Annotated in this window: 21 protein-coding genes; 11 read left to right on the top strand and 10 right to left on the bottom strand. The window is 70.3% G+C overall.

The genetic code is table 11. The annotated features are described in order from the left end of the window. Positions 1 to 122 precede the first annotated feature (122 nt). Entirely contained in the window at positions 123 to 1,031 is a 909-nt protein-coding gene (locus B9O00_RS13925; RefSeq protein ID WP_085123297.1) for a universal stress protein, read from the top strand. A gap of 258 nt (positions 1,032 to 1,289) precedes the next feature. On the opposite strand, the gene B9O00_RS13920 is transcribed toward B9O00_RS13925, so the two are convergent. Next, positions 1,290 to 2,024, bottom strand: coding sequence for an oxygen-binding di-iron domain-containing protein (locus B9O00_RS13920; protein ID WP_085123296.1), 735 nt, complete (start codon positions 2,022 to 2,024; stop codon positions 1,290 to 1,292). A gap of 134 nt (positions 2,025 to 2,158) precedes the next feature. Between B9O00_RS13920 and B9O00_RS13915 the strand changes: the two genes are divergently transcribed. The 3 genes from B9O00_RS13915 (at position 2,159) to B9O00_RS13905 (ending at position 3,168) form a co-directional block, all read left to right on the top strand. Beyond that, positions 2,159 to 2,413: a type II toxin-antitoxin system Phd/YefM family antitoxin gene (locus B9O00_RS13915; RefSeq protein ID WP_085123295.1), complete on the top strand. Its 255-nt coding sequence runs from the start codon at positions 2,159 to 2,161 to the stop codon at positions 2,411 to 2,413. 172 nt (positions 2,414 to 2,585) lie between these two features. Then, positions 2,586 to 2,870, top strand: a complete 285-nt coding sequence (locus tag B9O00_RS13910; protein ID WP_085123294.1) for a hypothetical protein — start codon at positions 2,586 to 2,588, stop codon at positions 2,868 to 2,870. 79 nt (positions 2,871 to 2,949) lie between these two features. Next, a complete protein-coding gene (locus B9O00_RS13905) occupies positions 2,950 to 3,168 on the top strand; it encodes a universal stress protein (RefSeq protein WP_085123293.1) in 219 nt (72 codons plus the stop codon). A 552-nt stretch (positions 3,169 to 3,720) separates the two neighbouring features. On the opposite strand, the gene B9O00_RS32505 is transcribed toward B9O00_RS13905, so the two are convergent. The 4 genes from B9O00_RS32505 to B9O00_RS13885 form a co-directional block, all read right to left on the bottom strand. Continuing rightward, positions 3,721 to 4,353 (bottom strand): hypothetical protein, encoded by a 633-nt coding sequence (locus B9O00_RS32505; protein WP_143596234.1) that lies wholly within the window; start codon positions 4,351 to 4,353, stop codon positions 3,721 to 3,723. Beyond that, positions 4,346 to 5,308 (bottom strand): patatin-like phospholipase family protein, encoded by a 963-nt coding sequence (locus B9O00_RS13895; RefSeq protein WP_085123291.1) that lies wholly within the window; start codon positions 5,306 to 5,308, stop codon positions 4,346 to 4,348. Before B9O00_RS13895 ends, B9O00_RS32505 begins: the two co-directional genes overlap by 8 nt. Beyond that, positions 5,289 to 7,172: a caspase family protein gene (locus B9O00_RS13890; RefSeq protein ID WP_159460217.1), complete on the bottom strand. Its 1,884-nt coding sequence runs from the start codon at positions 7,170 to 7,172 to the stop codon at positions 5,289 to 5,291. The genes B9O00_RS13895 and B9O00_RS13890 overlap by 20 nt, the downstream gene beginning before the upstream one ends. Before the next feature lie 448 nt (positions 7,173 to 7,620). After that, the gene (locus tag B9O00_RS13885; RefSeq protein WP_085123289.1) at positions 7,621 to 8,316 is read right to left on the bottom strand and encodes a TetR/AcrR family transcriptional regulator; all 696 of its coding nucleotides are present in this window, start codon (positions 8,314 to 8,316) and stop codon (positions 7,621 to 7,623) included. 180 nt (positions 8,317 to 8,496) lie between these two features. Between B9O00_RS13885 and B9O00_RS13880 the strand changes: the two genes are divergently transcribed. The 7 genes from B9O00_RS13880 (at position 8,497) to B9O00_RS13850 (ending at position 16,884) form a co-directional block, all read left to right on the top strand. Next, positions 8,497 to 9,843 carry an NAD(P)-dependent oxidoreductase gene (locus tag B9O00_RS13880; RefSeq protein ID WP_085123288.1) on the top strand — a complete coding sequence of 449 codons (1,347 nt, stop codon included), beginning with the start codon at positions 8,497 to 8,499 and terminating at the stop codon, positions 9,841 to 9,843. A gap of 366 nt (positions 9,844 to 10,209) precedes the next feature. Continuing rightward, positions 10,210 to 11,496: an NAD-dependent dihydropyrimidine dehydrogenase subunit PreA gene (gene preA, locus B9O00_RS13875; RefSeq protein WP_085123287.1), complete on the top strand. Its 1,287-nt coding sequence runs from the start codon at positions 10,210 to 10,212 to the stop codon at positions 11,494 to 11,496. 46 nt (positions 11,497 to 11,542) lie between these two features. After that, positions 11,543 to 12,787: a Zn-dependent hydrolase gene (locus B9O00_RS13870; RefSeq protein ID WP_085123286.1), complete on the top strand. Its 1,245-nt coding sequence runs from the start codon at positions 11,543 to 11,545 to the stop codon at positions 12,785 to 12,787. 138 nt (positions 12,788 to 12,925) lie between these two features. Beyond that, positions 12,926 to 13,687: an ABC transporter ATP-binding protein gene (locus B9O00_RS13865; protein ID WP_235017130.1), complete on the top strand. Its 762-nt coding sequence runs from the start codon at positions 12,926 to 12,928 to the stop codon at positions 13,685 to 13,687. After that, positions 13,680 to 14,618, top strand: a complete 939-nt coding sequence (locus B9O00_RS13860; RefSeq protein WP_085123284.1) for an ABC transporter permease — start codon at positions 13,680 to 13,682, stop codon at positions 14,616 to 14,618. The genes B9O00_RS13865 and B9O00_RS13860 overlap by 8 nt, the downstream gene beginning before the upstream one ends. Next, complete coding sequence (locus B9O00_RS13855; protein WP_085123283.1) at positions 14,615 to 15,799, top strand: ABC transporter permease; 1,185 nt, start codon at positions 14,615 to 14,617, stop codon at positions 15,797 to 15,799. The genes B9O00_RS13860 and B9O00_RS13855 overlap by 4 nt, the downstream gene beginning before the upstream one ends. Positions 15,800 to 15,876: 77 nt before the next feature. Beyond that, on the top strand, positions 15,877 to 16,884 hold the full coding sequence (locus B9O00_RS13850; RefSeq protein ID WP_085123282.1) for an ABC transporter substrate-binding protein: 1,008 nt from the start codon (positions 15,877 to 15,879) through the stop codon (positions 16,882 to 16,884). 294 nt (positions 16,885 to 17,178) lie between these two features. Here the strand turns inward: B9O00_RS13850 and hydA are convergent, their stop codons facing one another. The 5 genes from hydA to B9O00_RS13825 form a co-directional block, all read right to left on the bottom strand. Further along, positions 17,179 to 18,633 carry a dihydropyrimidinase gene (gene hydA, locus B9O00_RS13845; RefSeq protein ID WP_085123281.1) on the bottom strand — a complete coding sequence of 485 codons (1,455 nt, stop codon included), beginning with the start codon at positions 18,631 to 18,633 and terminating at the stop codon, positions 17,179 to 17,181. 137 nt (positions 18,634 to 18,770) lie between these two features. After that, the gene (locus B9O00_RS13840) at positions 18,771 to 20,402 is read right to left on the bottom strand and encodes an alpha-D-glucose phosphate-specific phosphoglucomutase (RefSeq protein WP_085123280.1); all 1,632 of its coding nucleotides are present in this window, start codon (positions 20,400 to 20,402) and stop codon (positions 18,771 to 18,773) included. Then, positions 20,399 to 21,871, bottom strand: a complete 1,473-nt coding sequence (glgA, locus tag B9O00_RS13835) for a glycogen synthase GlgA (protein WP_085123279.1) — start codon at positions 21,869 to 21,871, stop codon at positions 20,399 to 20,401. Before glgA ends, B9O00_RS13840 begins: the two co-directional genes overlap by 4 nt. Positions 21,872 to 21,896: 25 nt before the next feature. Continuing rightward, complete coding sequence (gene glgC / locus B9O00_RS13830; RefSeq protein ID WP_085123278.1) at positions 21,897 to 23,159, bottom strand: glucose-1-phosphate adenylyltransferase; 1,263 nt, start codon at positions 23,157 to 23,159, stop codon at positions 21,897 to 21,899. 68 nt (positions 23,160 to 23,227) lie between these two features. Beyond that, the gene (locus tag B9O00_RS13825) at positions 23,228 to 25,663 is read right to left on the bottom strand and encodes a glycogen/starch/alpha-glucan phosphorylase (RefSeq protein WP_085123277.1); all 2,436 of its coding nucleotides are present in this window, start codon (positions 25,661 to 25,663) and stop codon (positions 23,228 to 23,230) included. Positions 25,664 to 25,741 lie beyond the last annotated feature (78 nt).

Below are 25,741 nucleotides of genomic sequence, written 5' to 3'. Positions count from 1 at the left end.
CCGCCGTTGCGTGCCGCCCCCACGCCCCGACCAACGCCCCGCTGCGACATCCGGCCCCTGGCCTCGGCGGGCGCGGCGCGACAGGCTTGCGGCAGGCGCGATCCGATCAGGGGAGAAGGGCCATGGCCATCAGGGACATCGTCGTGCAGCAGGGCGCCGACGCCCGCTCGACCGCGCGCCTGGAGGCGGCGGCGGCGCTCGCGAAACGCCACGGCGCGCGGCTCACCGGCATCTATCCGCTGCCCGAGATCCGGCTGCCGGGCTCGCTGCGCGCGGCGGTCGGCCGGGACGCCCTGGCCGGGCAGGAGGCCCGGCTGGCCGGCGCCGCCGAGGCGGCCCAGGCGGCCTTCGAGCGCCGCCTCGCGGCGGCCGGCCTCGCCGGCGCGTGGCGCCGGCCGCGCGGCCGGGCTGCCGACTGCCTGCTGCGGGCGGCCCGCGGGGCCGACCTGACGCTGGTCGGCCAGGCCGACCCCGAGGATCCCGCCGGCGAGCCCGGCCTCGCCGAGGAGGTCGTGCTCGGCGCCGGCGGGCCGGTGCTGGTGCTGCCCTATGCCGGCGACTTCCCGGCGATCGGCAGGCGCGTCCTGGTCGCCTGGAACGGCTCGCGGGAGAGCGCGCGCGCCCTGCACGACGCCCTCCCGCTGCTGGCCGGCGCCGAGCGGGTCGTGCTCTACGCCGTCAACCGGCCGGGCGGGCGGCATCCCTCGGCCGAGGAGCTGGCCGCGCACCTGAAGCGGCACGGCGTGCCGGTCGCGAGCGAGGCGACGGTGACCCGCGACGAGGTCCGCTCGACCGACGCCTCGCTCAGCCCGATCGGCCGCTACGGCGCCGCCGGCCAGGGCGAGATGCGCCACACGCCGGCCCAGGCGATCTCCGAGGGCGACGCCCTGCTCGCCGCGCTCTCCGACGAGGCGATCGACCTCCTGGTCATGGGCGCCTACGGCCACTCCCGCCTGCGCGAGCTGGTGCTCGGCGGCGTGACGCGCGAGCTTTTGGGGCACATGACCGCGCCGGTGCTGATGTCGCATTGAGAGGCGGGGCGGGCGCTCGCCTTCCCTTTCCTCGTCATCCCGGGCGCTAGGCGAGCCCGGAAGCCATCGGGCTTCCGGCGCGCGAGCCTTGCGACCTGGGACCCCGGGGCCGTGGGCTCAGACGTTCGGGTATGCGGCCCCTGGATCCCGGACAGCTCGCTTTGCCAGCGACAGCAAAGCTGCCGGACAAAGCGGCTTCCGGGATGACGGATAGGTGTAGATGCCCTGGCCGATGAACCGCCGTCCGCCGCTCCTCGCTCAGGCGCCCGCGACCGCGGCTGCGTGCCGCCGCTCGTAGAAGTCGGCGAGCTCGAGCAGAGCCGCCTCGCCGTCGCCCGCGTAGCAGGAGCCGTGCATGACGGCGAGCCGCGCCGGCTGCAGCGCCGCCAGTCGGCGCAGCGTCGGCGCGATGTCCGGCGTCAGGGCGCTGGCCTGGAAGGCTTCCTCGGCGGCGATCGCGGCGGCGACGATGCTGTCGCTCGTCAGCGCCGGGCCCCTGCCGAGGTGGGTGAAGAGGTCGCCGGTGAAGAGGGTGCCGGTGACCTCCTCCCAGATCAGGCCCGACTCCCAGGCGTGGGGCACGTGCGGCGTGTCGAGCCAGCGCACCCGCCGCCCGCCGAGATCCAGCAGCTCGCCGTCGGCGAGCGCCCGCGGCGGCCGGTCGGCCAGGTCGTTGAGCGAGACCATGCACGCGGTCCGGCCGTGGACGACCCGGGCCTCGGGCGCGTCGGCCAGCCAGAGGTTCATCGCGCCGCACTCGTCGGCCTCGACGTGGCCGAAGGAGATCCAGCGCAGCTGCTCCACCGGCAGGACCGTGGCCAGCGCCCGCGACACCGAGGCGAACAGGCCGCGCGGCCCGCAGTGGAACAGCAGCGGCTCGTCGGCCTCGATCAGGAACTGGTTGAAGGTGAAGCCGGCGGGGGCCGCGACCTCCGGCACGAAGGTCGAGAGCCGCCAGATCCCCTCGCCGATCCCGGCGACCTCCGTTTCCATCGCTGATCTCCTGGAGCGGATTGGGCAATGGGGGGAGGGTAGCCGATCGGGGGGCGGCGAAGAAGCGGAAGGCCGGGCCCTACTTGCGCCATCTGCGGAAATTGCGCATATACGTCTCAGCGAAGGAGGGCAGGATGGCCGACACGCTCACCGTTTCCGCGAGCACCTTCGCGCGCAACTTCGGCGTCTACCAGGACGAGGCCATCGCCGGCCGGATCGTCAAGGTGACGAGCCACGGGCGCATCGTCGGGGCCTTCCTCTCGGCCGCCGAGCTCGCGCATTTCGAGGAGCTGAAGCGGCGGGAGCGCGAGATCCTGACCGTCGGCGCGCTGCCGGACGACGTCGTCGCGGATCTCGAGAGCGCCGAGCACGGCGCCGGGCCCCGATGACATCCCGGGTGAGGCTCCGGTGAGGCCCGGGTGATCGTTCCCCGGCCCGTCGTCGGGCTGGTGATCCGCTATTCCTTCCTCTGGGGGGCCGGAGGCCGATCGCGGACTCCAGGAGGCGGCGAAGGCGCGCCCTGCCGCGATCATCCTGTCGACGAAGACGGCCGACGGCGAGGTGCGTGTCGTCGTCGCCCCGATCACGCACAGCGATCCGCAGCGCGAGCCGGCGCTGCGCCTGCCCGACGCGGTGGCGAGGAACCTCGGGCTCGACAGCGATCCGCATTGGGTGGTGCTAAGCCAGCTGAACCGCTTCGCCTGGCCCGGATACGACCTCGCGGAGATCCCCGGACGCGGCGGCGAGGTCGCCTACGGCATGCTGAGCGCGGGCTTCTACGAGCAGATCCGCCGGGAAATTCTTCACCTGAACGCCGAAAGGAAGATCCGGCAGATCCCGCGGTAGCCGGAGGTCCTTTCCCGTCGCGAGCGAGGCGACGGCGACCCGCGACGAGGTCCGCTCGACCGACGCCTCGCTCAGCCCGATCGGCCGCTACGGCGCCGCCGGCCAGGGCGAGATGCGCCACACGCCGGCCCAGGCGATCTCCGAGGGCGACGCCCTGCTCGCCGCGCTCTCCGACGAGGCGATCGACCTCCTGGTCATGGGCGCCTACGGCCACTCCCGCCTGCGCGAGCTGGTGCTCGGCGGCGTGACGCGCGAGCTTTTGGGGCACATGACCGCGCCGGTGCTGATGTCGCATTGAGAGGCGGGGCGGGCGCTTCAGCAGCGGCAAGATGAATGAGCGGTTGGGGCGGCGCTGAGGTCCGGGACGGCGACCTTTCCCCCCGATGCGGCCCAGGCAGATAGGTCGCGCAGGCAATGCACCCCGCACGCGCACGCGATAGTCAAGTTGACGTCAGGAGCGGCGGCCGAAATGGCTGGGGGACCCAGTCGATTTCGACACAAGGCGGTCATTGCGGTGGTCTATGCGAACGACCAATATGTGCGGATTCTGTTGAAAAAGTCCGACGGCGCATTCGACGCGACATTATCAATTGCAGATCGGCATCGAGACGAAAGATCGCCACAACCTCGCGGGCCTTCTTGAAGAAATCTATTGCCTGAGCCTCCAATCCGGCAAGTGCACCGACTTTTTCAACAGAATCTGCGCGAAATTGCCATTCGTCGGAAAAGTAGCAAGCTGAGGGCCTTGACCCGCTGTTATCATTCTTATGGATTGAGCGACTCCCATATGGTGGACGTAGTGGCCAGTCGTTCGAGGCGGGTGAGGCCTGCATCGTATCCCTACTCGATATTAGCCGCTCACCGCTCCCGTGTTGAGAGTCAGGCTATTGATGTGCGCAGCATATTCTTCGAGCGAGTTAATCATGTCTTCGATGTCATCTTTAGCTATCGGGAATTCTTCATGGCGCATGACCCTCTTCTCAGCCTTGAAGAGTTCCTTCGCCATCTGGTCAAGTTTTCCGTACTCCTCAGCAGACGCTATGTATCTGCCATTCGGCGCCTGGGCAAAGTAGTCGGAGAGTATAACAACCAACCCGCCAACAGTTGCGAATGCTGCCGATACAACCTTCACCCAGTCCTCTCCGACACCGGATGCCTCTGAAATGGCGATCACGAGGCCGGACAGCGTAGCGACGACCGCACCAAACATCTTCGTCCTTTTGACCGTGTTCATCTTCTGAACGACCACGCCAATGATCGTATCGAGTTCCGTTCGCAGAGGTCGTATGCCCTCCAGTAGCAAATCGACTTTTGCGTCGACGATCGGTCGCCCTGCGTCCTCGGCATCCGGTAAGCCGCCTTGCACCTTTCTTGTGCGCGGAATACCCAACAATTCCGATGCGGCGGGATGTTTTTCGCGTAACCTAACGAGCAGCTGCGGGTCGGAAGCAGAGATCAGCGCTACGAGCGGTGAGTCAGACATCTTGGCTTCCTTCATTTGTCCCCATCAGAAAGTCGTTCATCCGGTCTTGACCGTGCTGTGCTGCGCCTCGCAAGACTTCCTCGTTTGTCTCGATCCTGGAAATTTCTCGGAAGTTGCCAGCAGGGGAAACAGCGCGGCATCGAACGCCTCCGATTTCATATCCGTCGTAATCGGTCAATATTTGATATATCCGGCTGTAGTTATTCGCCTCGTGTCTGGTCAGGGTTCGTAGATTTCGATGATACAGCGCTGCAAATAGATTGCTCTTCAGGTAATTCCTGATAGCAGATGGCTGTGTTACACTCCGCGAATTCGGCGATCTCGTCAGGATGACCAGAACGTGCGTGGCGCCCAGACGTTGGGCGTAGGCGATGGGGATGCGGTCGGCTGCGCTGCCGTCGATGTAGCGTCGGCCATCGATTTCGACCGGCCCCGCCGCGAGCAACGGCATCCGGGTCGTCGCGCGCAGGACCTCGTAGGCGCGCTCGCGGTTCTCGAAGCCCTCCAGGGCGACGCCCTCGCCTCGGTCGACGTCGGTGGCGACCGCGAGCAGCCTGGGCCCGGGGCTGGCCAGGCGACGGTGATCGAGGGGCTTGACCTCCCTGAACACGCGATCGACCAGGAAGTCGATGTCAACGATCGCCCGCCCGCGCAGTGGGCGGCGCGTGTCTATGAACGAGCGGTTGTTGATGTCCTCGAAGTAGATCGAGGTGCCCAGCCGGGCCTGGCCGGCCCGCAGATAGGCCAGCGCGCAGGCACCGGCCGAGGTGCCGACCATCAGATCGAAACAGTCGGCGAAGCCGGCTTCCTCAAGTGCGGTGACCATGCCCCCGGCGATCACGCCGCGCATCGCTCCGCCTTCGGCGACCAGGGCAACTAAGTGAGGATCGTCGAAGGGCGGGCCGCCGCCGGCGGCGCGCCGCGCCCGCAGGATCTCAAGAAGCCTGCGGCTCATTGCCCGCGCTCTCGCTGCGCTCGGAGAAGAGCCGTGTTGCGGCGACTAGCACGCCGAAGCTGAGCCCGAAGACGATTCCATAGGGGAGCCCGGCGACCAGCAGGAACGCGTATTGCTCGATCCGGGTCTTCGTGGGGTCGTAAAAGCCGGCGTTGGCCCAGGCGAGGGTGTTCTCGATGAAGCCGGTCCAGTAGAGGATGCCGACCAGTCCGGAAAGCACCGCCAGGGCGCAGACCGTGCCGATGGCGGCGCCGAGCAGGCTGCGCAGCAGCCGGGCTCGTGTGAAGGTCTCGAGCTTGTAGTTGACGATGGAGAACGCCATCAGCGCGACGGCCAGGATGGACCAGACGAGGATGGACCGCGGCTCGAGGAACGGCCGGTCCTGTGCGCCGAAATAGGCGGTGATGACGGGGCCGACGACGACCCCGGCCAGGACGCCGCCCAGCATCGCGCCGGCAACCATCTGGACACTCTTGCGGGCCCTGACGAGGCCCGCGGGCCGGCCCCGGACCAGCCATTCGCTGAAATGCATGGAGAGGAAGCCCAGCAGCACCAGGATGTAGATGCCGGCGACGGAGCCTTCCGCGATGAGCTGGCCGAGATGGGGACAGACGTCGGGCAGCGTCGGGTCGGCCCAGGGGCGCGCGCTGCAGGACGCCTGAGCGGCCCGCCACTCGATCCAATAGGGGAACGTCACCAGCGCCGAGCCCAGGATGCCGCCCAGCACGCCCCCGATCGCGCCATTGGTTCCGGCCGAGGACCGTCGGAACAGCCGGAACTCGCCTTCCGTCTGCCATTCCGACTGTGCGCCGCGCACGCGCGAATAGGCGCGTCCGACGCCGTAGAGGAAGACGGCGATCGTCAGTGCGAGAACCGCCGCCGAGATATAGCTCCACTCCCAACGGTCGAGGTTCCCGAAATAGAGGTTCCCGAGATAGGCGGCGACGGCGCCCTCGTAGAGAACGATCCCCAGGCTGACGAGCGCGACGAGGAACGCGATCAGCGCCAGCATGTTGCCGAACAGGAACAGCAGCGAGCTGGGCTTGAAGAAGAAGGACGACTCGAGGGACGAGCTGTCCCATGTCCTTTGTGCCTCCCGGGTGTCGTGCCAGACGCTGTTGCGCACGCGGGCCATCATGACGGAGAGAGGCAGGTCGACCTCGTCGATGAATCGCGACAGTGCGGTGGCGTAGGGGCTGTTCGGGGAGCCTTCGGCACCGTCGCTGGCCGGCTTACCCGGGGCCGCCGAGAAGGAGATGAAGGTTTCGTCGTCCACGGCGAAATCCGCCAGGCCCCTTCTGAGGGCAGGGCGTTGCTCCGCCGGCAGTCCGCGGGCGCGCACCAGCGCATCCTCGACACGCTCGGCATTGAAGGACGAGCGGCAGGCGTCGAAGAAGACGAGCCGGCGCTTCGACAGGCCCGAGAGCTCCGCCATCATGTCCTGCAGGGGGATTGGCTCGAAGGGGTCGCCTTCGATGATGATCGGCAGCAGGTAGTTCTTGTCACCGTCCTGGTAGCCGTGGCCGGCGAAGTAGAAGATGACGGTGTCGGCATTTCCGACGTGCCTCAGCCGTTGAACGAAGGCCTGGAAGAGACGGTTTATGTCATTGCTTCGGAGGTTCTTGCAAAGATGGGCTTCGAAACCAACCGCTCTCAGGCGGTTGGCAATCAACTCCGCATCGCGCGCGGCGTTCGGCAGCTCGCCCAGCTGTCCATAGTCAGAATTGCCGATAACCAGGGCAAATCGAGACGGCGAACGCTTTCGGCCGGATGTGCCGTTTCCAGCCAGTTGAGAGAGTGATGTCTCCTGCGCCCCGAAGTCTGCCAGCAAACCGGGATCGCGACCGGTTCGATCTTTCGACATCCTCCGCTCCTCGACCCAATCCCTCGAAGGCAAGGCGTCGCTGTCTGGCCAACGACTCTCTGCGCTGAAAGCCGCTTGTGCCCTGATCCGCCTGACAATCAGGCAAGTCATCCAAGCCGGCGCGCTCAGGATTGCCGTGCTCTGTGCGAGGGTATTCGCCCGCAGGCCTTTCAGAACCTCTGATCCAGATTCCTCGGTCGCTCTCCCAATTACGATATTCTACTATGGCGCGCAGAAACCTCAACTCCGAATTGGGGTGGCGGTAGATGTGCAGTGCCTAGGTTGTGCCGCACATTCTCGAAGGCGCCGGTGTCCGCACCACCAACGCCATGCGGCACGTCCTCGATCGTGGCTGAGAGGCGCGCCAAGTCTTCAGACCTATCGACGGGCACGGCGACGGCGGATTCTTGGAGTGAAAGTCCGCTCAGGGTCACGCCTGCCTCCACCCCTACCCCGCCCCCTTCACCCCGATCCCCTTCAGCACCATCGCCGTGATGAACCTTTTCGCCGCCTCGAAATCCCCGTCGTCGAGCGCCTCCTTCCCCTGGATCGCCGCGATCTGGACGGCGAAGTCGGCGTAGGTCTGGGTCATGGCCCAGATGGTCACGAAGAGGTGGACCGGCTCGACGGGGCCGATCTTGCCGTCGGCGATCCAGCGGCGCACGACGCGGCTCTTCTCCTCGACGACCTGGCGCAGCTCGTGGCTCAGGTAGTCCAGGATCTGCGGCGCGCCGGCGATCAGCTCGCTGGCGAAGATCCGCGAGGCCTGCGGCCGGGTCCGGGTGTACTCGATCTTGAGAGCGATGTAGTCGGCCAGGGCCTGGGCCGGGTCGCTCTCGTCGGTGAAGTTGCGCACCGGCGCCAGCCAGAGCGCCAGGATGTTCTCCAGGACGGCTTTGTAGAGCGCCTCCTTGGTGCCGAAGTAGTAGTGCAGGTTGGCCTTCGGCAGGCCGGCGCGCTCGGCGATCATGGCCGTGGTCGCGCCGTGGAAGCCGTACTCGGCGAAGACCGCCTCGGCCGCCGCCAGGATCGCCGTCTCGTTGGCCTCGCGCACCTCTGCGCGGCGCCCGGCCGGCGGCCGGCGGCGCGCGCCGTTGGCTGCCCGGGCCGCGCCCTGGCCCGGGCGCAAGGACGATCCCTCCATCGGCCGGTCTCCGCCTTTCGTTCTCTCGGGCCCGCTTGTGGCGCGGGTTTCACGGGTCACTCTGACAAAACTTGACCAGTTGGTCAAGGTTCGCTCAAGATCGGTGCAGCATACCGCACGCAGAGGCGGATGCTGCCACGGGTTCCGACAGGGACCCTTCGCAAGGAGGCGGGAAAGGGGATGAGCGACCGCGACGGCGTCCGGCCGGGACGCCTGGAGTCCGAGACCCTGGCGGCGAACTTCGCCGACAAGCATCCGCCGCTCGACCGGCAGGCGGCCCTGGTCGAGAGCAACCGCTGCTACTTCTGCTTCGACGCGCCCTGCGTCCAGGCCTGCCCGACCGGCATCGACATCCCGGGCTTCATCCGCAAGATCCAGACCGGCAACCTCAAGGGCTCGGCGGTCGACATCCTGTCGGCCAACATCATGGGCGGCATGTGCGCCCGGGTCTGCCCGGTCGAGGAGCTCTGCGAGGAAGCCTGCGTGCGCAACTACGGCGAGGCCAAGCCGGTCGCGATCGGCGCCCTGCAGCGCTACGCGACCGACCATCTCTTCGCCGAAGGCGTCCAGCCCTTCTCCCGCGCCGCGGCCAGCGGCAGGACGGTCGCGGTGGTCGGCGCCGGGCCGGCGGGCCTGTCCTGCGCGCACCGCCTGGCGCGGCTCGGTCACGAGGTCGTGGTCTTCGAGGCGAAGGACAAGGCGGGCGGGCTCAACGAGTACGGCATCGCGGCCTACAAGGCGACCGACGGCTTCGCCCAGCAGGAGGTCGCTTTCATCCTCTCGCTCGGCGGCATCCGGATCGAGACCGGCAGGGCGCTGGGCCGCGACGTCACGCTGGACGGGCTGCGCCGCGACTACGACGCGGTCTTCCTCGGCGTCGGCCTGGCGACGACCGCCGGCCTCGGCCTCGAGGGCGAGGATCTGCCCGGCGTCGAGGACGCGGTCGCCTTCATCGAGCGGCTGCGCCAGGCCGGGGACCGGCGCGATCTTCCGGTCGGCCGGCGCGTCGTGGTGGTCGGCGGCGGCAACACGGCGATCGACGCGGCGGTGCAGTCGCGGCTGCTCGGCGCCGAGACGGTGACCCTGCTCTACCGCCGCGGCCCCGAGCAGATGAGCGCCACCCGGGTCGAGCAGGACTGGGCCCGGACCCACGGCGTCACGATCCGGCACTGGGCGGTGCCGACCCGGCTGGTCGCGCGCGACGGCCGGCTGGCCGCGGTCGCGTGCGAGGCGACGCGGCTCGACGGGGCAGGGCAGCTCGCCGGCACCGGCGAGCGCTTCGAGCTGGAGGCCGACCAGCTGCTCAAGGCGATCGGCCAGAAGCTGCTGGCCGACCCGCTGGCCGACGGCTCAGCGGAGAGCGCGGAGATCGAGCGCGGCAAGCTGAAGGTCGACGCCGAGCGCGCGACCTCGCTCAAGGGCGTCTGGGCCGGCGGCGACTGCATCGCCGGCCAGGACCTGACGGTCAGCGCGGTCGAGGACGGCAAGGTCGCCGCCCTGGCGATCGACCGCTATCTGAGGGGCTAGGGAGCATGCGCACCACCTTCGCAGCGCCGCTCCCACTTTCCCTCGATCCATCGGTTTCGCGCTCTTTCCCCGGCATCCCGGCGAAAGCGCCAAGGCCCGCACACAAGTTTGTCATCCCGGAAGCCGCTTTGCCCGAAAGCTCTGCTTTCGTTGGCAAAGCGAGCTGTCCGGGACCCAGGGGCCGCAAGCCCGGTCGCCTGAGAGCGTGGCCCCGGGATGACGGAGTGGGAATGGCCTGTGCAAGCCCCGGCGCTTTGCCTGGGATGACGGATTACGAATGACGATCGACGAGACGCGGGCAGGGACGCGGCCGCGTGCCTGCCCGGTGAGAGGCTGAAAGGGCGCCCCTGCGCCCGGGAGAGAGCGATGGCCGACATCCGCTGCGAGATCGGGGGCATCAGGTCGCCCAACCCCTTCTGGCTTGCCTCGGCGCCGCCGACCGACAAGCAGTACAACGTCGAGCGCGCCTTCGCCGCCGGCTGGGGCGGCGTGGTCTGGAAGACGCTCGGCGAGGACCCGCCGGTGGTCAACGTCAGCTCGCGCTACGGCGCGCTGCACCTGGGCGGCGACCGGATGATCGGCTTCAACAACATCGAGCTGATCACCGACCGGCCGCTCGAGGTGAACCTGCGCGAGATCAAGCAGGTCAAGCGCAACTGGCCGGACCGCGCCCTGGTCGTCTCGCTGATGGTGCCCTGCGAGGAGGAGTCCTGGCGCTCGATCCTGAAGCAGGTCGAGGAGACCGGGGCCGACGGCGTCGAGCTCAACTTCGGCTGCCCGCACGGCATGAGCGAGCGCGGCATGGGCTCGGCGGTCGGCCAGGTGCCGGACTACGTCGAGATGGTCGCGCGCTGGTGCAAGGCGCACAGCCGCCTGCCGGTGCTGGTCAAGCTGACCCCGAACGTCACCAACATCCTGGGGCCGGCGCGCGCCGCCGTCGCCGGCAGCGCCGACGGCGTCTCGCTGATCAACACGATCAACTCGATCACCGCGGTCGACCTCGACGCCATGGCGCCCGAGCCGACGGTCGACGGCAAGGGCACCCACGGCGGCTACTGCGGGCCGGCGGTCAAGCCGATCGCGCTGCACATGGTCGCCGAGATCGCCCGCGATGCCGACTGCCGGGGCGTGCCGATCTCCGGCATCGGCGGCATCTCGACCTGGCGCGACGCCGCCGAGTTCCTGGCGCTCGGTGCCAGCGGCGTGCAGGTCTGCACCGCGGCGATGCACTACGGCTTCAAGATCGTCGGCGACATGATCGACGGCCTGTCCAACTGGATGGACGCCAAGGGCTATGCCCGGCTGGAGGACTTCCGCGGCAAGGCGGTCGCGAACCTGACCGACTGGCAGCACCTCAACCTCAACTACGCGATCAAGGCGCGCATCGACCAGGCCCTCTGCATCCGCTGCGGCCTCTGCCACATCGCCTGCGAGGACACCTCGCACCAGGCGATCACCTACGAGCACGCTGGTGTCGGCCCTGGCGGAGCCCGGCGCTTCGAGGTCGTCGACGCCGACTGCGTCGGCTGCAACCTCTGTCTGCACGCCTGCCCGGTGCCGGACTGCATTACCATGGAGCGGGTCGACGACGGCACGCACCGGGACTGGACGACCCATCCGAACAACCCGCTGCGCAAGCAGGCGGCGGAATAGCGAGCCCGCGGGCTGGACGAAGCGGAACGGACGACGAGGAGAGCAGATGAGCCAGGTCGGCAACCTGAGGATCGACGGCGAGCGCCTGTGGGGCAGCCTGATGGAGATGGCGAAGATCGGCGCGACGCCGAAGGGCGGCAACTGCCGCCTGGCGCTGACCGACCTCGACCGCGAGGGCCGCGACCTTTTCGTGCGCTGGTGCCGGGAGGCCGGCTGCTCGATCACGGTCGACAGGATGGGCAACATCTTCGCCCGCCGCCCGGGCCGCGACGACAGCCTGCCGCCGGTGATGATCGGCAGCCACCTGGACACCCAGCCGACCGGCGGCCGCTTCGACGGCGTCTATGGCGTGCTCGCCGGGCTGGAGGTCGTGCGCAGCCTGAACGACACCGGCTACGAGGTCGAGGCGCCGATCGAGGTCGCGGTCTGGACCAACGAGGAGGGCTCGCGCTTCGCCCCGGCGATGGTCGCCTCCGGCGTCTTCGCCGGCGTCTTCGACCTGGACTACGGGCTCAGCCGCAAGGACGTCGACGGCAAGACCATGGGCGAGGAGCTGCAGCGCATCGGCTACGCCGGCGAGGCCGAGGTCGGCGGCCGGCCGATCCGCGCCTTCTTCGAGGCGCACATCGAGCAGGGCCCGATCCTGGAGGCCGAGGACAAGGTCATCGGCGTGGTCACCCACGCCCAGGGCCAGCGCTGGTACGAGATCACCCTGACCGGCCAGGAGGCCCACGCCGGCCCGACGCCGATGCCGCGGCGCAAGGACGCCCTGGTCGGCGCGGCGCGCGTCGTCGAGGCGGTCAACCGCATCGGCCTCGCGCACGCGCCCTTCGCCTGCGCGACGGTCGGCATGCTCCAGGTCCATCCGAACTCGCGCAACGTGATTCCCGGCCGGGTCTTCCTGACCGTCGACTTCCGGCACCCGGACGACGACGTGCTGAGCGCGATGGACGCCGAGCTGCGCGCCGCGGCGGCGGAGGCCGCCGAGCGGGGCGGGCTGGAGCTCGCGCTGGAGCAGATCTGGTACTCGCCGCCGATCGCCTTCGACGCCGACTGCGTCGCCGCCGTGCGCCGGGCCGCCGGCGCCAACGGCTACAGCCACCGCGACATCGTCAGTGGCGCCGGCCACGACGCCTGCTACATCTCGCGCGTCGCGCCGACCGGCATGGTCTTCGTGCCCTGCGAGAACGGCATCAGCCACAACGAGATCGAGAACGCCAAGCCGGAGGACCTGGCCGCCGGCTGCCAGGTGCTGCTGGAGGCGGTGCTGGAGCGGGCAAACGCGCGTTGACGGCACCCGCCAATAGGGAAATCCTGCTGCACTGACCAAGGGGGTGGAATGACGGAAGGCGCGGTGGCCGAGGGCTTGCGGGCCGACCAGCCCTCCCGCAGGGACGCGACGGGGCAGGCGGCCGAGACGATCATCACGATGCGCGAGCTGTCGCTGTCCTTCCGGACGGCGGAGCAGCCGGTGCACGCGCTGTCCGAGGTCAGCCTCGACATCGCCCGCGGCGACTTCGTCTCGCTGATCGGCCCCTCCGGCTGCGGCAAGACCACGCTGCTGCGGGTCATCGCCGATCTCGAGCGGGCGAGCGCCGGCCGGATCACCGTCAACGGCCTCAGCCCCGAGGCGAACCGCCTGGCGCGCGGCTACGGCTACGTCTTCCAGGCGCCGGCGCTCTATCCCTGGCGCAACGTCGAGCGCAACCTGCAGCTGCCGCTCGAGATCATCGGCCTGCCGAAGGAGGAGCGGGCCGCGCGCGCGCGCCGCTACCTGGAGATGGTCGGCCTGTCGGGCTTCGAGAAGAAGTACCCCTGGCAGCTGTCCGGCGGCATGCAGCAGCGCGTCTCGATCGCCCGCGCGCTCTCCTTCGAGCCCAAGCTGCTGCTGATGGACGAGCCCTTCGGGGCGCTCGACGAGATCACCCGCGACAAGCTCAACGTCGAGCTGCTGGAACTCTGGGCGCGGACCGGCAAGACCGTGGTCTTCGTCACCCACTCGATCCCCGAGGCGGTCTTCCTCTCGACCCGCATCGTCGTGATGTCGCCGCGCCCGGGCCGGGTCACCCGGATCATCGACTGCGCCCGGCTGCCGCGCGAGCGCAACCTCGACCTGCGCGAGACGCCGGAGTTCCTGGAGATCGCGCACGAGGTGCGCGAGGGCCTGCGCGCCGGGCACAGCTATGACTGACGTGCTGGCGCAGGCGCGGCCGGCCGGCCTCGCCGGCCTCGGCCGGCTCGGCGGCGGCCGGGCGCTGCCGCTGGCGACGGTGCTGCTGGCGATCCTCGCGCTCTGGTACGCCGGCGCGGTCTATCTCAACGCGCCGCAGGTCATCGAGCGCTTCGAGCGCGCCCATCAGGACTGGAGCAGCCTCGATCTGGTCGCGGCGGCCTGGTCGATGGAGCGGCCGGTCCTGCCGGCGCCCGACCAGGTCGCGATGGAGCTGAAGAAGACGGTCTTCGACACCCGCATCACCTCCAAGCGCAGCCTCGTCTACCACGCCTGGGTGACGCTCTCGGCGACGCTGGTCGGCTTCGTCCTGGGCTCGCTGCTCGGCATCCTGCTGGCGGTCGGCGTCGTCCACCTGCGCACCCTCGACCGCAGCCTGCTGCCCTGGATCATCGCCTCCCAGACCGTGCCGATCCTGGCGATCGCGCCGATGATCGTCGTCGTGCTCGGCAACCTGGGCCTGACCGGCCTGCTGCCGAAGGCGATCATCTCGATGTACCTCTGCTTCTTCCCGGTGGCGATCGGCATGGTCAAGGGGCTGCGCTCGCCGGAGACGCTCCAGCTCGACCTGATGCGCACCTACTCGGCCGGCGCCGCGCAGGTCTTCTGGAAGCTGCGTTGGCCGGCCTCGCTGCCCTTCCTCTTCGCCAGCCTCAAGGTCGCGGTCGCGATCAGCCTGGTCGGCGCCATCGTGGGCGAGCTGCCGACCGGCGCCGTCGCCGGGCTCGGCGCGCGCCTGCTGACCGGCAGCTACTACGGCCAGACCGTGCAGATCTGGGCGGCCCTGGTCATGGCCTCGCTGCTCGGCATGGCCCTGGTCTTCGCCGTCGGCCTCGCCGAGCGCCTGACCCTGCGCGCGACCGGTGGCGCCGTGGCGGGAGCGGACAGATGAGCGACCGGCTCGCCGCGCGCTCCGCCAGCCGCCTGGCCGGTGGCCCGGGCAGCCGTCTCGGCGACGGCGCCGCGGCCGTGGCGCTGCTCGTCGCCTTCGCGCTGCCGGTCGGTCGCCTCGACGGTGCCGCCGTCGGCTGGCTCGAGCGGCCCCTGCTGCTGGCCAGCGGCCTGGTCGCGCTGGCCGCCGCCCTGGTCCTGGGCCTGCGGCGGCCGCACGGCGGCCCGGCGGCGCTGCTGGCCGCGCTCGCCGTGATCCTCGGCGCCCTCGGGCCGCTGACCGCGGTCGGCGGCACGCTGGAGACCGGCAGCGTCTCGCCGGGCCTCTGGGTCTATCTGGCGGGGCTCGGCTGGCTGGCCTGGCGGGCGCTCGAGCTGCTGTCGGAGCAGCGGCCGGCGAGCCGGCTGCTGGCGCGCGCCCAGGGCCTCGTCGTGCCGCTGCTGTTCGGCCTCTGGCTGCTCTACCTCTGGCAGCTGCTGACCATCGGCTTCGCGGTGCCGAAGGTGCTGCTGCCGGCGCCGAGCGACATCTGGAGCGTCGCGGCGGCCAGCACCGGGACGCTGTGGGCCGACTTCCGGCAGACCTTCCTCAAGGCGGTGCTGGCCGGCTTCGCGCTCGGCTCGGCCTCGGGCTTCGCCGTCGCCCTGCTGATCGACCGGGTGCCCTTCCTGCAGCGCGGCCTGCTGCCGCTCGGCAGCCTGGCCGGCGCGATCCCGATCGTCGGCATCGCGCCGATCATGGTCATGTGGTTCGGCTTCGACTGGCCGTCGAAGGCGGCGGTGATCGTCGTGATGACCTTCTTCCCGATGCTGATCAACACCATGGCCGGGCTCGCGGCGAGCGACCGGATCGTCGGCGACCTGATGCGCTCCTACGGTGCCAGCTACCGGCAGACCCTGGTCAAGCTGCGCCTGCCGGCGGCCCTGCCCTTCGTCTTCAACGCGCTGAAGATCAACTCGACCCTGGCGCTGATCGGCGCCATCGTCGCCGAGTTCTTCGGCACCCCGATCGTCGGCATGGGCTTCCGCATCTCGACCGAGGTCGGGCGGCTCAACGTCGAGATGGTCTGGGCGACGATCGCCGTGGCGGCCGTCTCCGGCTCGCTGTTCTACGGCGCTCTGGCCCTGGTCGAGCGGATGCTGACCTTCTGGCATCCGTCCTATCGCAAGGGGGGGACGTGACGGCAGCGCGCCGGCAGCAAGAACCGGACGCGGCCGCTGGACTTTCTCGGGAACCAAACGGGAGGCTTTGAGAAGAGATGAACAGGTTCGCAACCGGCATCCTGGCCGCCGCCGCGGTCGTCGGGATGACGCTCTCGGCCCAGGCGGCCGACAAGCTGACGCTGCAGCTGAAGTGGGTGACACAGGCCCAGTTCGGCGGCTACTTCGTCGCCCAGGACAAGGGCTTCTACAAGGACGAGGGGCTCGACGTCACGATCAAGCCGGGCGGCCCGGACATCAGCCCGGTCCAGGTCCTGGCCGGCGGCGGCGCCGACGTGATCGTCAACTGGATGCCCGACGCCCTGGCCGCGCGCGAGAAGGGCGTGCCGATCGTCAACATCGCCCAGGTCTTCAACCGCTCGGGCATGGAGCTGACCTGCCGCAAGGACAGCGGCGTCAAGACGCCGGCCGACTTCAAGGGCAAGACCCTGGGCGTCTGGTTCTACGGCAACGAGTATCCCTTCCTGGCCTGGATGGCCAAGCTCGGCTACTCGACCAAGGGCGGCGCCGACGGGGTGACGGTGCTGAAGCAGGGCTTCAACGTCGATCCGCTGCTGCAGAAGCAGGCGGCCTGCATCTCGACCATGACCTACAACGAGTACTGGCAGGTCATCGACGCCGGCATCCCGGCCGACGAGCTGATCGTCTTCAAGTACGAGGACCAGGGCGTCGCGACCCTGGAGGACGGCCTCTACACGACCGACGCCAACGTCAAGGACCCGGCGATGGCCGACAAGCTGGCGCGCTTCGTCAAGGCCTCGATCAAGGGCTGGGAGTACGCCCGCGAGCATCCCGACGAGGCGGCGATGATCACCCTGGATAACGACACCACCGGCGCCCAGACCGAGCATCACCAGAAGCAGATGGCCGGCGAGATCGCCAAGCTGATCACGCCGGGCGACAAGGGCATCGGCTGGCTCGACCCCAAGGCCTACGAGCGGACGGTCGACGTGCTGCTCGGCGGCCAGTCGGACCAGGTGATCACCAAGAAGCCGGAGGGCGCCTGGACCCACGCGATCTGGGAGAAGGCGACCGGCAAGATGTAGTTGCCGCGCGCGGGGCCGCGACAAGGAGAGGGGGCGCCGTCGGCGCCCCTTTTCGCATCCGTCTCCCATCCGTCATCCCGGGCGTTAGGCGAGCCCGAAAGCCGTGAGGCTTTCGGATGGCGAGCCTTGCGACCCGGGATCCAGGGCCAAGCGCTCGGACGACGGAGCTCATGGCCCTGGATCCCGGACAGCTCGCTTTGCCGCCGACAGCAGAGCTGTCGGGCAAGGCGGCTTCCGGGATGACGGTCTGCGGGGACGGGATGAGTTCGCGCCGCCTCCCCTGAGCTCGCCCCGCTACTCCGCCGCCTTGGCGCGGACGACCGGCTGCGGCGTCAGGACCTCGGCGCGGGTCTTCAGGGCGTCGTAGTAGCTGGCGAAGACCGGGCGGTCGACGTGGCGGCCGGCGCCCTTCTCGGCCCTGAGCTCGCCGTCGGCCCAGACCAGCCGGCCCCGGCTGACGGTGTGGCTGCAGACGCCGCGCACGGTCATGCCCTCGAAGATGTTGTAGTCGATGTTCTGGTGGTGGGTCCTGGCCGAGATCGTGCGGCTGGCCTCGGGGTCCCAGACCGCGATGTCGGCGTCGGATCCGACCTGGACCACGCCCTTGCGCGGGTAGATGTTGAAGATCTGCGCGGCGTTGGTCGAGGTGACGCGGACGAACTCGCTGGGCGTCAGGCGGCCGCTGTTGACGCCGTGGTGCCAGAGCACGGCCATGCGGTCCTCGACCCCCGCGGTGCCGTTCGGGATCTTGCGGAAGTCGTCGATGCCGGCGCGCTTCTGCGGGTCGCAGAAGCAGCAGTGGTCGGTCGCCGTGGTCTGCAGCATGCCGGCCTGCAGGCCCTGCCACAGCGCCTCCTGGTGCTCCTTGGAGCGGAACGGCGGGCTCATGACGTGGGCCGCCGCGACGCGCCAGTCCGGGTGGCGGTAGACCGAGTCGTCGATCAGCAGGTGGCCGGCCAGGACCTCGCCGAAGACCCGCTGGCCCTCCAGCCTGGCCCGCGTGATCGCCTCCAGCGACTGCTTGCAGGAGTTGTGGACGACGTAGAGCGGCACGCCCAGCACCTCGGCGATGCGGATCGCGCGGTTGGCGGCCTCGCCCTCGCATTCCGGCGGCCGCGACAGCGGATGGCCCTCGGGGCCGGTGATGCCGCGCTCGAAGATCTCCTTCTGCAGGCGGTAGACCAGCTCGCCGTTCTCGGCGTGCACCGTGCAGATCGCGCCGAGCTCGCGGGCCCGGCTGAAGGAGTTCACCAGCACCTCGTCGTCGCACATGATGGCGTTCTTGTAGGCCATGAAGTGCTTGAAGGAGTTGACCCCGTGCTCGCGGGTCAGGGTCTCCATGTCGCGATGGACGCTGTCGTCCCACCAGGTGACGGCGACGTGGAAGGAGTAGTCGGCGGCGGCCTTCTCGGCCCAGCCGCGCCACTTGTGGTAGGCGTCGAGCAGCGGCTCCTGCGGGTCGGGGATGACGAAGTCGATGATCATCGTGGTGCCGCCGGCGAGACCCGCCGCGGTGCCGCTATAGAAGTCCTCGCTCGCCACCGTGCCCATGAAGGGCAGCTGCATGTGGGTGTGGGGGTCGATGCCGCCCGGCAGCACGTACTGGCCGCCGGCGTCGACCAGCTCGGCCCCGGCCGGCGCCTCCAGCCCCTCGCCGAGCCCGACGATCTTCCCGTCCTCGCAGAGCACGTCGGCGCGGAAGCTCCGATCCGCGTTGACGACCGTGCCGCCCTTGATCAGCAAGGCCATGACAGCCTCCCTCTCGTTGCTGGCCATTCTCTGTCGGTCGCATGGCGCCGTTGGTCCGGCGATTCTTGACCATCTGGTCAGGAGTGTAGCGGAAGGCGGCGGGGCGAGGGAAGATGCGGCCGGCCGCGGCCAACGCGTCACGTCCGGACGTCCGGCGCCTCCCGGCCGAGGCGGGCGCGGATGCCGGCCAGCGCCTCGGCGGCGCGGGCGACGGGCGCGAGGGCGGTCTCGGGGGCCTCGGCCTGGCGAGCGGGATCCGGCTCGAAGCGCTCGAGGTAGACGCGCAGGGTTGCGCCGGCGGTGCCGGTGCCGGACAGGCGGAAGACCAGGCGCGCGGCCTCGCCGAAGACGATGCGGATGCCCTGGTGCTCGGCCCGCGAGCCGTCGACCGGGTCGGTGTAGGCGAAGTCGTCGGCGGCGGTCACGGTCAGCCCCTCGATCGCGCGGCCCGGCAGGCCACCCAGCAGGTCGCGCAGGGCCGCCATCAGGCCCTCGGCGGCGGCCTTGTCGACGGCCTCGTAGTCGTGGCGCGAGTAGTAGTCCCGGCCGTAGGCCGCCCAGTGCTCGGCCAGGATCCCGGCGACCGGCTGGCGCCGTACGGCCAGGATGTCGAGCCACAGCAGCACGGCCCAGAGGCCGTCCTTCTCGCGCAGGTGGTCGGAGCCGGTGCCGGCGCTCTCCTCGCCGCAGATCGTCGCCTTGCCGGCGTCGAGCAGCGTGCCGAAGAACTTCCAGCCGGTCGGCGTCTCGAAGCAGGGAATGCCCAGCTTCGCGGCGACGCGGTCGGCGGCGCGCGAGGTCGGCATCGAGCGGGCGATGCCGGCGAGGCCGCGGGCGTAGCCGGGCGCGAGGTGGGCGTTGGCCGCCAGGATCGCCAGGCTGTCGGAGGGCGTCACGTAGGCGCCGCGGCCGACGATCATGTTGCGGTCGCCGTCGCCGTCCGAGGCCGCGCCGAAGTCGGGCGCCTCGGGCCCGAGCAGCTCGTCGACCAGCGCCTTGGCGTAGACCGGGTTGGGGTCGGGGTGGCCGCCGCCGAAGTCGGGCAGCGGCACGCCGTTGACGACCGTGCCGGCCGGCGCCCCGAGCTCGCCTTCGAGCAGCGCCCTGGCATAGGGCCCGGTCACCGCGTGCATCGCGTCGAAGCGCATCCGGAAGCCGGAGGCGAAGAGCGCGCGGATCGCCTCGAAGTCGAACAGCCGGCGCATCAGGCCGGCGTAGATCGCCACGGGATCGACGACCTCGACCGCGAGGCCGCCGAGCATCCGCTCGCCCTCGGTCGTGAGGTCGAGGTCCGGCGCCTCGAGGATCCGGTACTGGTCGATCGTGCGGGTCCGGGCGTAGATCGCCTCGGTGACGCTTTCGGGCGCCGGGCCGCCGGCCGGGATGTTGTACTTGATGCCGAAGTCGCCGTCCGCGCCGCCGGGGTTGTGGCTGGCCGAGAGGATGATGCCGCCGTCGGTGCGGCGCTCGCGGATCACCGCCGAGGCGGCCGGCGTCGAGAGCAGGCCGTCGCGGCCGACCAGCACCCGCGCCGCGCCGTTGGCGGCCGCCATCTTCAGGATCGTCTGGATCGCCCGCTCGTTGAAGAAGCGGCCGTCGCCGCCGAGGGTCAGGGTCCGTCCGCCGATCCCGCCGACCGCATCGAAGATCGACTGGACGAAGGTCTCGAGGTAGCCGGGCTGCATGAAGGTGCGGGTCGTGGCGCGCAGCCCCGAGGTGCCGGGCTTCTGGCCCTCGAAGGGCGCCGTGCGGACGGTCCTGATCGTCATGCCGGCCTCCCGGGTCGGTCTGGAGCGACACGCTCGTAGAGCGCCCGGTAGGCTGCCGCCGAGCGCTGCCAGCCGACCGGGTGGCGCATCGCCCGGCGCATCATGGCCTGCCAGGCCGGCCGGTCGGCGTAGAGGCTGCAGGCCCGGTCGATCGCCCCGGCGAGCGCCTCGGCCGTGACCGGCGCGAACTGGAAACCGGTCGCGACATCGGCCGCGATCGCCGCCTCGTTGGCGTCGATCACCGTGTCGGCGAGGCCGCCGGTGCGCGCGACCAGCGGCAGGCAGCCGTAGCGCAGCCCGTAGAGCTGGGTCAGGCCGCAGGGCTCGAAGCGCGAGGGGATCAGGATGCAGTCGGCGCCGCCCTGCAGCAGGTGGGAGAGCGGCTCGTCGTAGCCGATCTCGACCCCGACCCGGCCGGGGTGGGCGGCCGCCGCGGCGCGCCAGCCGGCCTCGAGGTCGGCGTCGCCCGAGCCGAGCAGGGCGAGCCGGCCGCCGCGCCCGAGCAGGCGCGGCAGGGCCTCCAGCAGCAGGTCCAGACCCTTCTGGCGGGTCAGCCGGCTGACCACGCAGAACAGCGGCGCGTCCTCGGCCGGCTCCAGGCCGAAGCGCCGCTCCAGGGCGGCGCGGTTCCGCAGGCGCCGGGCCAGGCTGCGCTCCGAGTAGGTCGCGACCAGGGCCGGATCGCCGGCCGGGTCCCAGGCGTCGAGCTCGATGCCGTTCAGGATGCCGGAGAAATCGTCGCGCCGGGACGCCAGGATGCCCTCGAAGCCCAGGCCGAACTCCGGGGTCATCAGCTCGCGCGCATAGCCCGGGCTGACCGTCGTGATGCGGTCGGCCCAGACCAGCCCGGCCTTCAGGAAGCTGAGCCGGCCGTGATACTCGAAGCCCTCGATCCGGAACTCGGACGGCGGCAGGCCGAGTTCGGGGATCGTCGTCGCCGGGAACAGGCCCTGGAACGCGATGTTGTGGATCGTCGTCACGGTCCCGGCGGTCGCCTTCCGCTTCGCCGCCGGCCGGCCGAGGCGCAGCAGCGCGGGCGCCAGCCCGGCCTGCCAGTCGTGGGCGTGCAGCACCTCGGGCCGCCAGCCGTCGAGGCCGTGCCGGGCGACCCAGGCGCCGGCCGCACCGAGCGCACCGAAGCGCAGGTGGTTGTCCGGCCAGTCCCGGCCCGTTGCGTCGACGTAGGGATTGCCGGGCCGCTCATAGAGCGCCGGGGCGTCGAGCAGCAGCAGGTCGAGGCCCTGGTCCCGGACCGCGACCAGCCGCGTCCGGCCGCCCGGCAGCCGCTTCGGCTGCGCGACCTCCTCGCCCGCCGCCACCTGGCCGGCCAGCGCCGGATAGGCCGGCAGCAGGACCTTGACCGAGACCCCTTCGGCGGCCAGCGCCTTCGGCAGCGCCGCGACGACGTCCGCGAGGCCGCCGGTCTTGACGAAGGGCGCGCACTCGGACGCCACGAACAGGACCTGCATTCCCTACTCCCCCAAGACGGCCGGCCTACTGGCCCAAGGCGTCGATCATCGGCTGGGTGATCAGGCAGACGCCACCCTCGGTGCGGCGGAAGCGCCGGGCGTCGAGCGCCGGATCCTCGCCCACGGTCAGGCCCTCGGGAATGTGCACGCCGCGGTCGATCACGACGTCCTTGAGGCGCGCGTGCCGGCCGATCTCGACCCAGGGCAGGGCGACGACCCGCGACAGGCTGCCGTAGGAGTGGCAGCGGACATGGGTGAACAGCAGGCTCTGGTCGACGTGGCTGCCCGAGATGATGCAGCCGCCCGAGACCATCGAGCTGGTCGCCGAGCCGCGCCGGTCCTCCTCGTCGTGGATGAACTTGGCCGGCGGCGTGATCTCGGCATGGGTCCAGATCGGCCAGCGGCGGTCGTAGAGGTCGAGGCCGGGATTGAAGTCGGTCAGGTCGATGTTGGCCCGCCAGTAGGCGTCGATGGTGCCGACGTCGCGCCAGTAGACCTCGGCCTCCGGCCCGTCGCGCACGCAGGAGTCGCTGAGCTTGTGGGCGACGGCACCGCCCTCGCGGACGATCGCCGGGATGATGTCCCTGCCGAAGTCGTGGCTCGAGGCCGGGTCCGCCGCGTCGGCGCGCAGCCGCTCGATCAGGTGCTCCGAGCGGAACACGTAGATGCCCATCGAGGCGAGCGCCTTGTCCGGCGCACCGGGCATGCCGGGCGGATCGGCCGGCTTCTCCAGGAAGTCGATGATGCGCTGGCTCTCGTCGATGTGCATGACGCCGAAGGCCGAGGCCTCCTCGCGCGGCACCTCGACGCAGCCGACGGTGACGTCGGCGCCGCTCTCGACGTGCTGGGCCAGCATGATCTCGTAGTCCTGCTTGTAGATGTGGTCGCCGGCCAGGATCAGGATGTACTCGGGCGCGTAGCTCTGGATGATGTCAACGTTCTGGAACACCGCGTCGGCGGTGCCGAGGTACCAGTTGCGCTCGTCGACGCGCTGCGAGGCCGGCAGGATGTCCAGACCCTCGCCGCGGTCGGTGCTCAGGAAGTTCCAGCCGCGCTGCAGGTGGCGGATCAGCGAATGCGCCTTGTACTGGGTCGCGACGCCGATGCGCCGGATGCCCGAGTTGATCGCGTTCGACAGGGCGAAGTCGACGATCCGGCTCTTGCCGCCGAAGGGGACGGCGGGCTTGGCGCGCCTGTCGGTCAGCTCCTTCAGGCGGCTGCCGCGGCCGCCGGCCAGGACGAAGGCCATGGAGTACCGGGCGATCTGATGGTGCGACGCGTCGGGCATTTCCGTCTCCCTTCCCCTGATTGTTCTCTTTGTCCGCCTGCCGGCCGAGCGCCCGGCCGGGCAGCCGCTCAGAATTCCGTCTCGGCGTTCCAGATCTCCTTGGCGTAGCCGCGGATCGCGCGGTCCGACGAGAACCAGCCGCAGCGCGCGACGTTGAGCACCGCGCTGCGGGTCCAGGCCGCGCGGTCACGCCAGGCCGCGTCGATCGCGCGCTGGCGCTGCCAGTAGGCCTCGAAGTCGGCGCAGACCAGGAAGCGGTCGTGGCCGCGCAGATCCTCGACGATCGCCCGGAAGCGCTCCGGCTCGTCGGGCGAGAAGCGGCCGCTCGCGATCTGCTCGACCGCCTCCGCGAGCCGCGGCGAGGCGGCGATGCAGGCGGCGGGGGCGTAGCCCTCGGCCCGGCGCCGGGCGACCTCCTCCGCGGTCAGGCCGAAGATGAAGATGTTCTCCTCGCCGACGCGGTCTCGGATCTCGACGTTGGCGCCGTCCAGCGTGCCGACGGTCAGCGCGCCGTTGAGGGCGAGCTTCATGTTGCCGGTGCCCGAGGCCTCGAGTCCCGCCGTCGAGATCTGCTCGGAGAGGTCGGCCGCCGGGATCAGCCGCTCGGCCATCGAGACGTTGTAGTTCGGCGGGAAGGCGACCTGCAGCCGGCCGCGCACCGCCGGGTCGTCGTTGACCGTGCGGGCGACGTCGTTGATCAGCTTGATGATCAGCTTGGCCATCCGGTAGCCGGGCGCCGCCTTGCCGCCGAAGACCTTCACGCGCGGCGTCCAGTCCACCTCGGGCGCCTGCCGCATCGCGTTCCAGAGCGCGACCGTCTCGAGCAGGTTGAGCAGCTGCCGCTTGTACTCGTGGAAGCGCTTGATCTGGACGTCGAGCAGGGTCTCGGGGGCGAGCTCGATGCCGGCCTGCTCGGCGAGCCAGGGCGCCAGCCGCACCTTGTTGGCGCGCTTGGCGGCGGCGAAGCGCTCGCGGAAGGCCGCATCGTCGGCGAGCGGCACCAGGGCCTCGAGGCGGTCGAGGTCGGCGACCCAGCCGTCGCCGATCGCCTCCTGCAGCAGGGCGCGCAGCGGCGGGTTGCAGCCGTGGAGCCAGCGCCGCGGCGTGACGCCGTTGGTCTGGTTGACGATGCGCTCCGGGTGCAGGGCGTGCAGCCCGCCGAACACCGTCTCCTGCATCAGCCGGGTGTGCAGCGCCGAGACGCCGTTGACGCGGCGCGCCGCGACGAAGGCGAGCGTGCCCATGCGGACCTCGCCGTCGCCGAGGATCGCCGTGCCGTCGTCGGACGGGCGTCCGGCGGCCGCGCTCTCGCGGGCGTGGCGCGCGTCGATGCGCTCGACGATCTCGAGGTGGCACGGCAGGACCCGCCCCAGCAGCTCCGCGGGCCAGCGCTCCAGCGCCTCCGGCAGCAGCGTGTGGTTGGTGTAGTGCAGACAGCCGCGCGCAATGTCGAAGGCCGCGTCGAAGGCAAGGCCGCGCTCGTCGACCAGCAGGCGGATCAGCTCGGGCCCGGCGATCGCCGGATGGGTGTCGTTGAGCTGGATCGCGACCTTGTCGGGCAGCGCGGCGAGATCGCCGTGCCGGCGCTCGAAGCGCTGCAGGATGTCGCGGATCGAGGCGGCGGTGAAGAAGTACTCCTGCTTCAGGCGCAGCTCGCGCCCCTGCGGCGTCGAATCGTCGGGATAGAGCACCCGGCTGATCGTCTCGGCCAGCACGGCGGGGGTGGCGGCGCCCAGGAAGTCGCCGCGATTGAAGGCCTGCAGCTCGAACTCGCGGGTCGGCTTGGCGCTCCAGAGCCTGAGGGTGTTGACCCAGCGGCCCTGCCAGCCCGGCACCGGGGTGTCGTAGGCGACGGCGATCACGGTCTCCGCGGGATGCCACGCGCCGGCATCGCCCGCGCCCGGCCCGACGCTGCCGCCGAAGCCGATCGGGAAGCTCGCCTCCGGTCGCTCGAACTCCCAGGGATGGGGCTGCGCCAGCCAGTCCTCGGCCTCCTCGGCCTGCCAGCCCGCCTCGAAGCTCTGCCGGAACAGGCCATGGTCGTAGCGGATGCCGTAGCCGAGGCCGGCGACGCCGACCGCCGACATCGAGTCGAGGAAGCAGGCCGCCAGGCGCCCGAGGCCGCCGTTGCCGAGCGCCGCGTCCGGCTCGTCGCGGACCAGCGCGTCGTAGTCGACGCCGAGCCCGGCCATGGCCTCCCGGGCCGCGCTCTCCAGCCCCAGGTTGGCGACCGCGTCGTCGAGCAGTCGGCCGATCAGGAACTCCATCGAGAGGTAGTAGACGCGCTTGCGGTCCGCGGCGTTGATGCGCTCGGCGGTCTGGAACCAGGGCACGACGATGCGGTCGCGGATCGCGTAGGACAGCGCGAGGCGCCAGTCCGCCAGACGTGCCGCCGTGGCTCCCCGGCCGATCGAGAAGACCAGGTGCTGCCCGACCCGCTCGCGCAGCTCGGCGGCGGAGACCGCGCCGGCATCGGGGGGAACTGTCAGCCCGACCTCGTCCATCTGCTCCCTGTCCCTTTCTCCCGCGGCGCCAAGAGGCCATAGCGGGGTGTCGCTGTCAATAACTAAATCAGAGTGGTT

The organism is Tistlia consotensis USBA 355 (genome assembly GCF_900177295.1).
Taxonomy (GTDB): Bacteria; Pseudomonadota; Alphaproteobacteria; order Kiloniellales; family DSM-21159; genus Tistlia; species Tistlia consotensis.
The sequence above is the reverse complement of the archived record's forward strand: the minus strand, read 5'-3'. Positions and strand labels throughout refer to the sequence as shown.

Excerpts from the sequence above, each read along its gene's own strand:
- B9O00_RS13925 (WP_085123297.1), top strand. The coding sequence starts at position 123 with ATGGCCATCAGGGACATCGTCGTGCAGCAGGGCGCCGACGCCCGCTCG.
- B9O00_RS13920 (WP_085123296.1), bottom strand. The coding sequence starts at position 2,024 with ATGGAAACGGAGGTCGCCGGGATCGGCGAGGGGATCTGGCGGCTCTCG.
- B9O00_RS13915 (WP_085123295.1), top strand. The coding sequence starts at position 2,159 with ATGGCCGACACGCTCACCGTTTCCGCGAGCACCTTCGCGCGCAACTTC.
- B9O00_RS32505 (WP_143596234.1), bottom strand. The coding sequence starts at position 4,353 with ATGTCTGACTCACCGCTCGTAGCGCTGATCTCTGCTTCCGACCCGCAG.
- B9O00_RS13895 (WP_085123291.1), bottom strand. The coding sequence starts at position 5,308 with ATGAGCCGCAGGCTTCTTGAGATCCTGCGGGCGCGGCGCGCCGCCGGC.
- B9O00_RS13890 (WP_159460217.1), bottom strand. The coding sequence starts at position 7,172 with ATGTCGAAAGATCGAACCGGTCGCGATCCCGGTTTGCTGGCAGACTTC.
- B9O00_RS13885 (WP_085123289.1), bottom strand. The coding sequence starts at position 8,316 with ATGGAGGGATCGTCCTTGCGCCCGGGCCAGGGCGCGGCCCGGGCAGCC.
- B9O00_RS13880 (WP_085123288.1), top strand. The coding sequence starts at position 8,497 with ATGAGCGACCGCGACGGCGTCCGGCCGGGACGCCTGGAGTCCGAGACC.
- preA (WP_085123287.1), top strand. The coding sequence starts at position 10,210 with ATGGCCGACATCCGCTGCGAGATCGGGGGCATCAGGTCGCCCAACCCC.
- B9O00_RS13870 (WP_085123286.1), top strand. The coding sequence starts at position 11,543 with ATGAGCCAGGTCGGCAACCTGAGGATCGACGGCGAGCGCCTGTGGGGC.
- B9O00_RS13865 (WP_235017130.1), top strand. The coding sequence starts at position 12,926 with ATGCGCGAGCTGTCGCTGTCCTTCCGGACGGCGGAGCAGCCGGTGCAC.
- B9O00_RS13860 (WP_085123284.1), top strand. The coding sequence starts at position 13,680 with ATGACTGACGTGCTGGCGCAGGCGCGGCCGGCCGGCCTCGCCGGCCTC.
- B9O00_RS13855 (WP_085123283.1), top strand. The coding sequence starts at position 14,615 with ATGAGCGACCGGCTCGCCGCGCGCTCCGCCAGCCGCCTGGCCGGTGGC.
- B9O00_RS13850 (WP_085123282.1), top strand. The coding sequence starts at position 15,877 with ATGAACAGGTTCGCAACCGGCATCCTGGCCGCCGCCGCGGTCGTCGGG.
- hydA (WP_085123281.1), bottom strand. The coding sequence starts at position 18,633 with ATGGCCTTGCTGATCAAGGGCGGCACGGTCGTCAACGCGGATCGGAGC.
- B9O00_RS13840 (WP_085123280.1), bottom strand. The coding sequence starts at position 20,402 with ATGACGATCAGGACCGTCCGCACGGCGCCCTTCGAGGGCCAGAAGCCC.
- glgA (WP_085123279.1), bottom strand. The coding sequence starts at position 21,871 with ATGCAGGTCCTGTTCGTGGCGTCCGAGTGCGCGCCCTTCGTCAAGACC.
- glgC (WP_085123278.1), bottom strand. The coding sequence starts at position 23,159 with ATGCCCGACGCGTCGCACCATCAGATCGCCCGGTACTCCATGGCCTTC.
- B9O00_RS13825 (WP_085123277.1), bottom strand. The coding sequence starts at position 25,663 with ATGGACGAGGTCGGGCTGACAGTTCCCCCCGATGCCGGCGCGGTCTCC.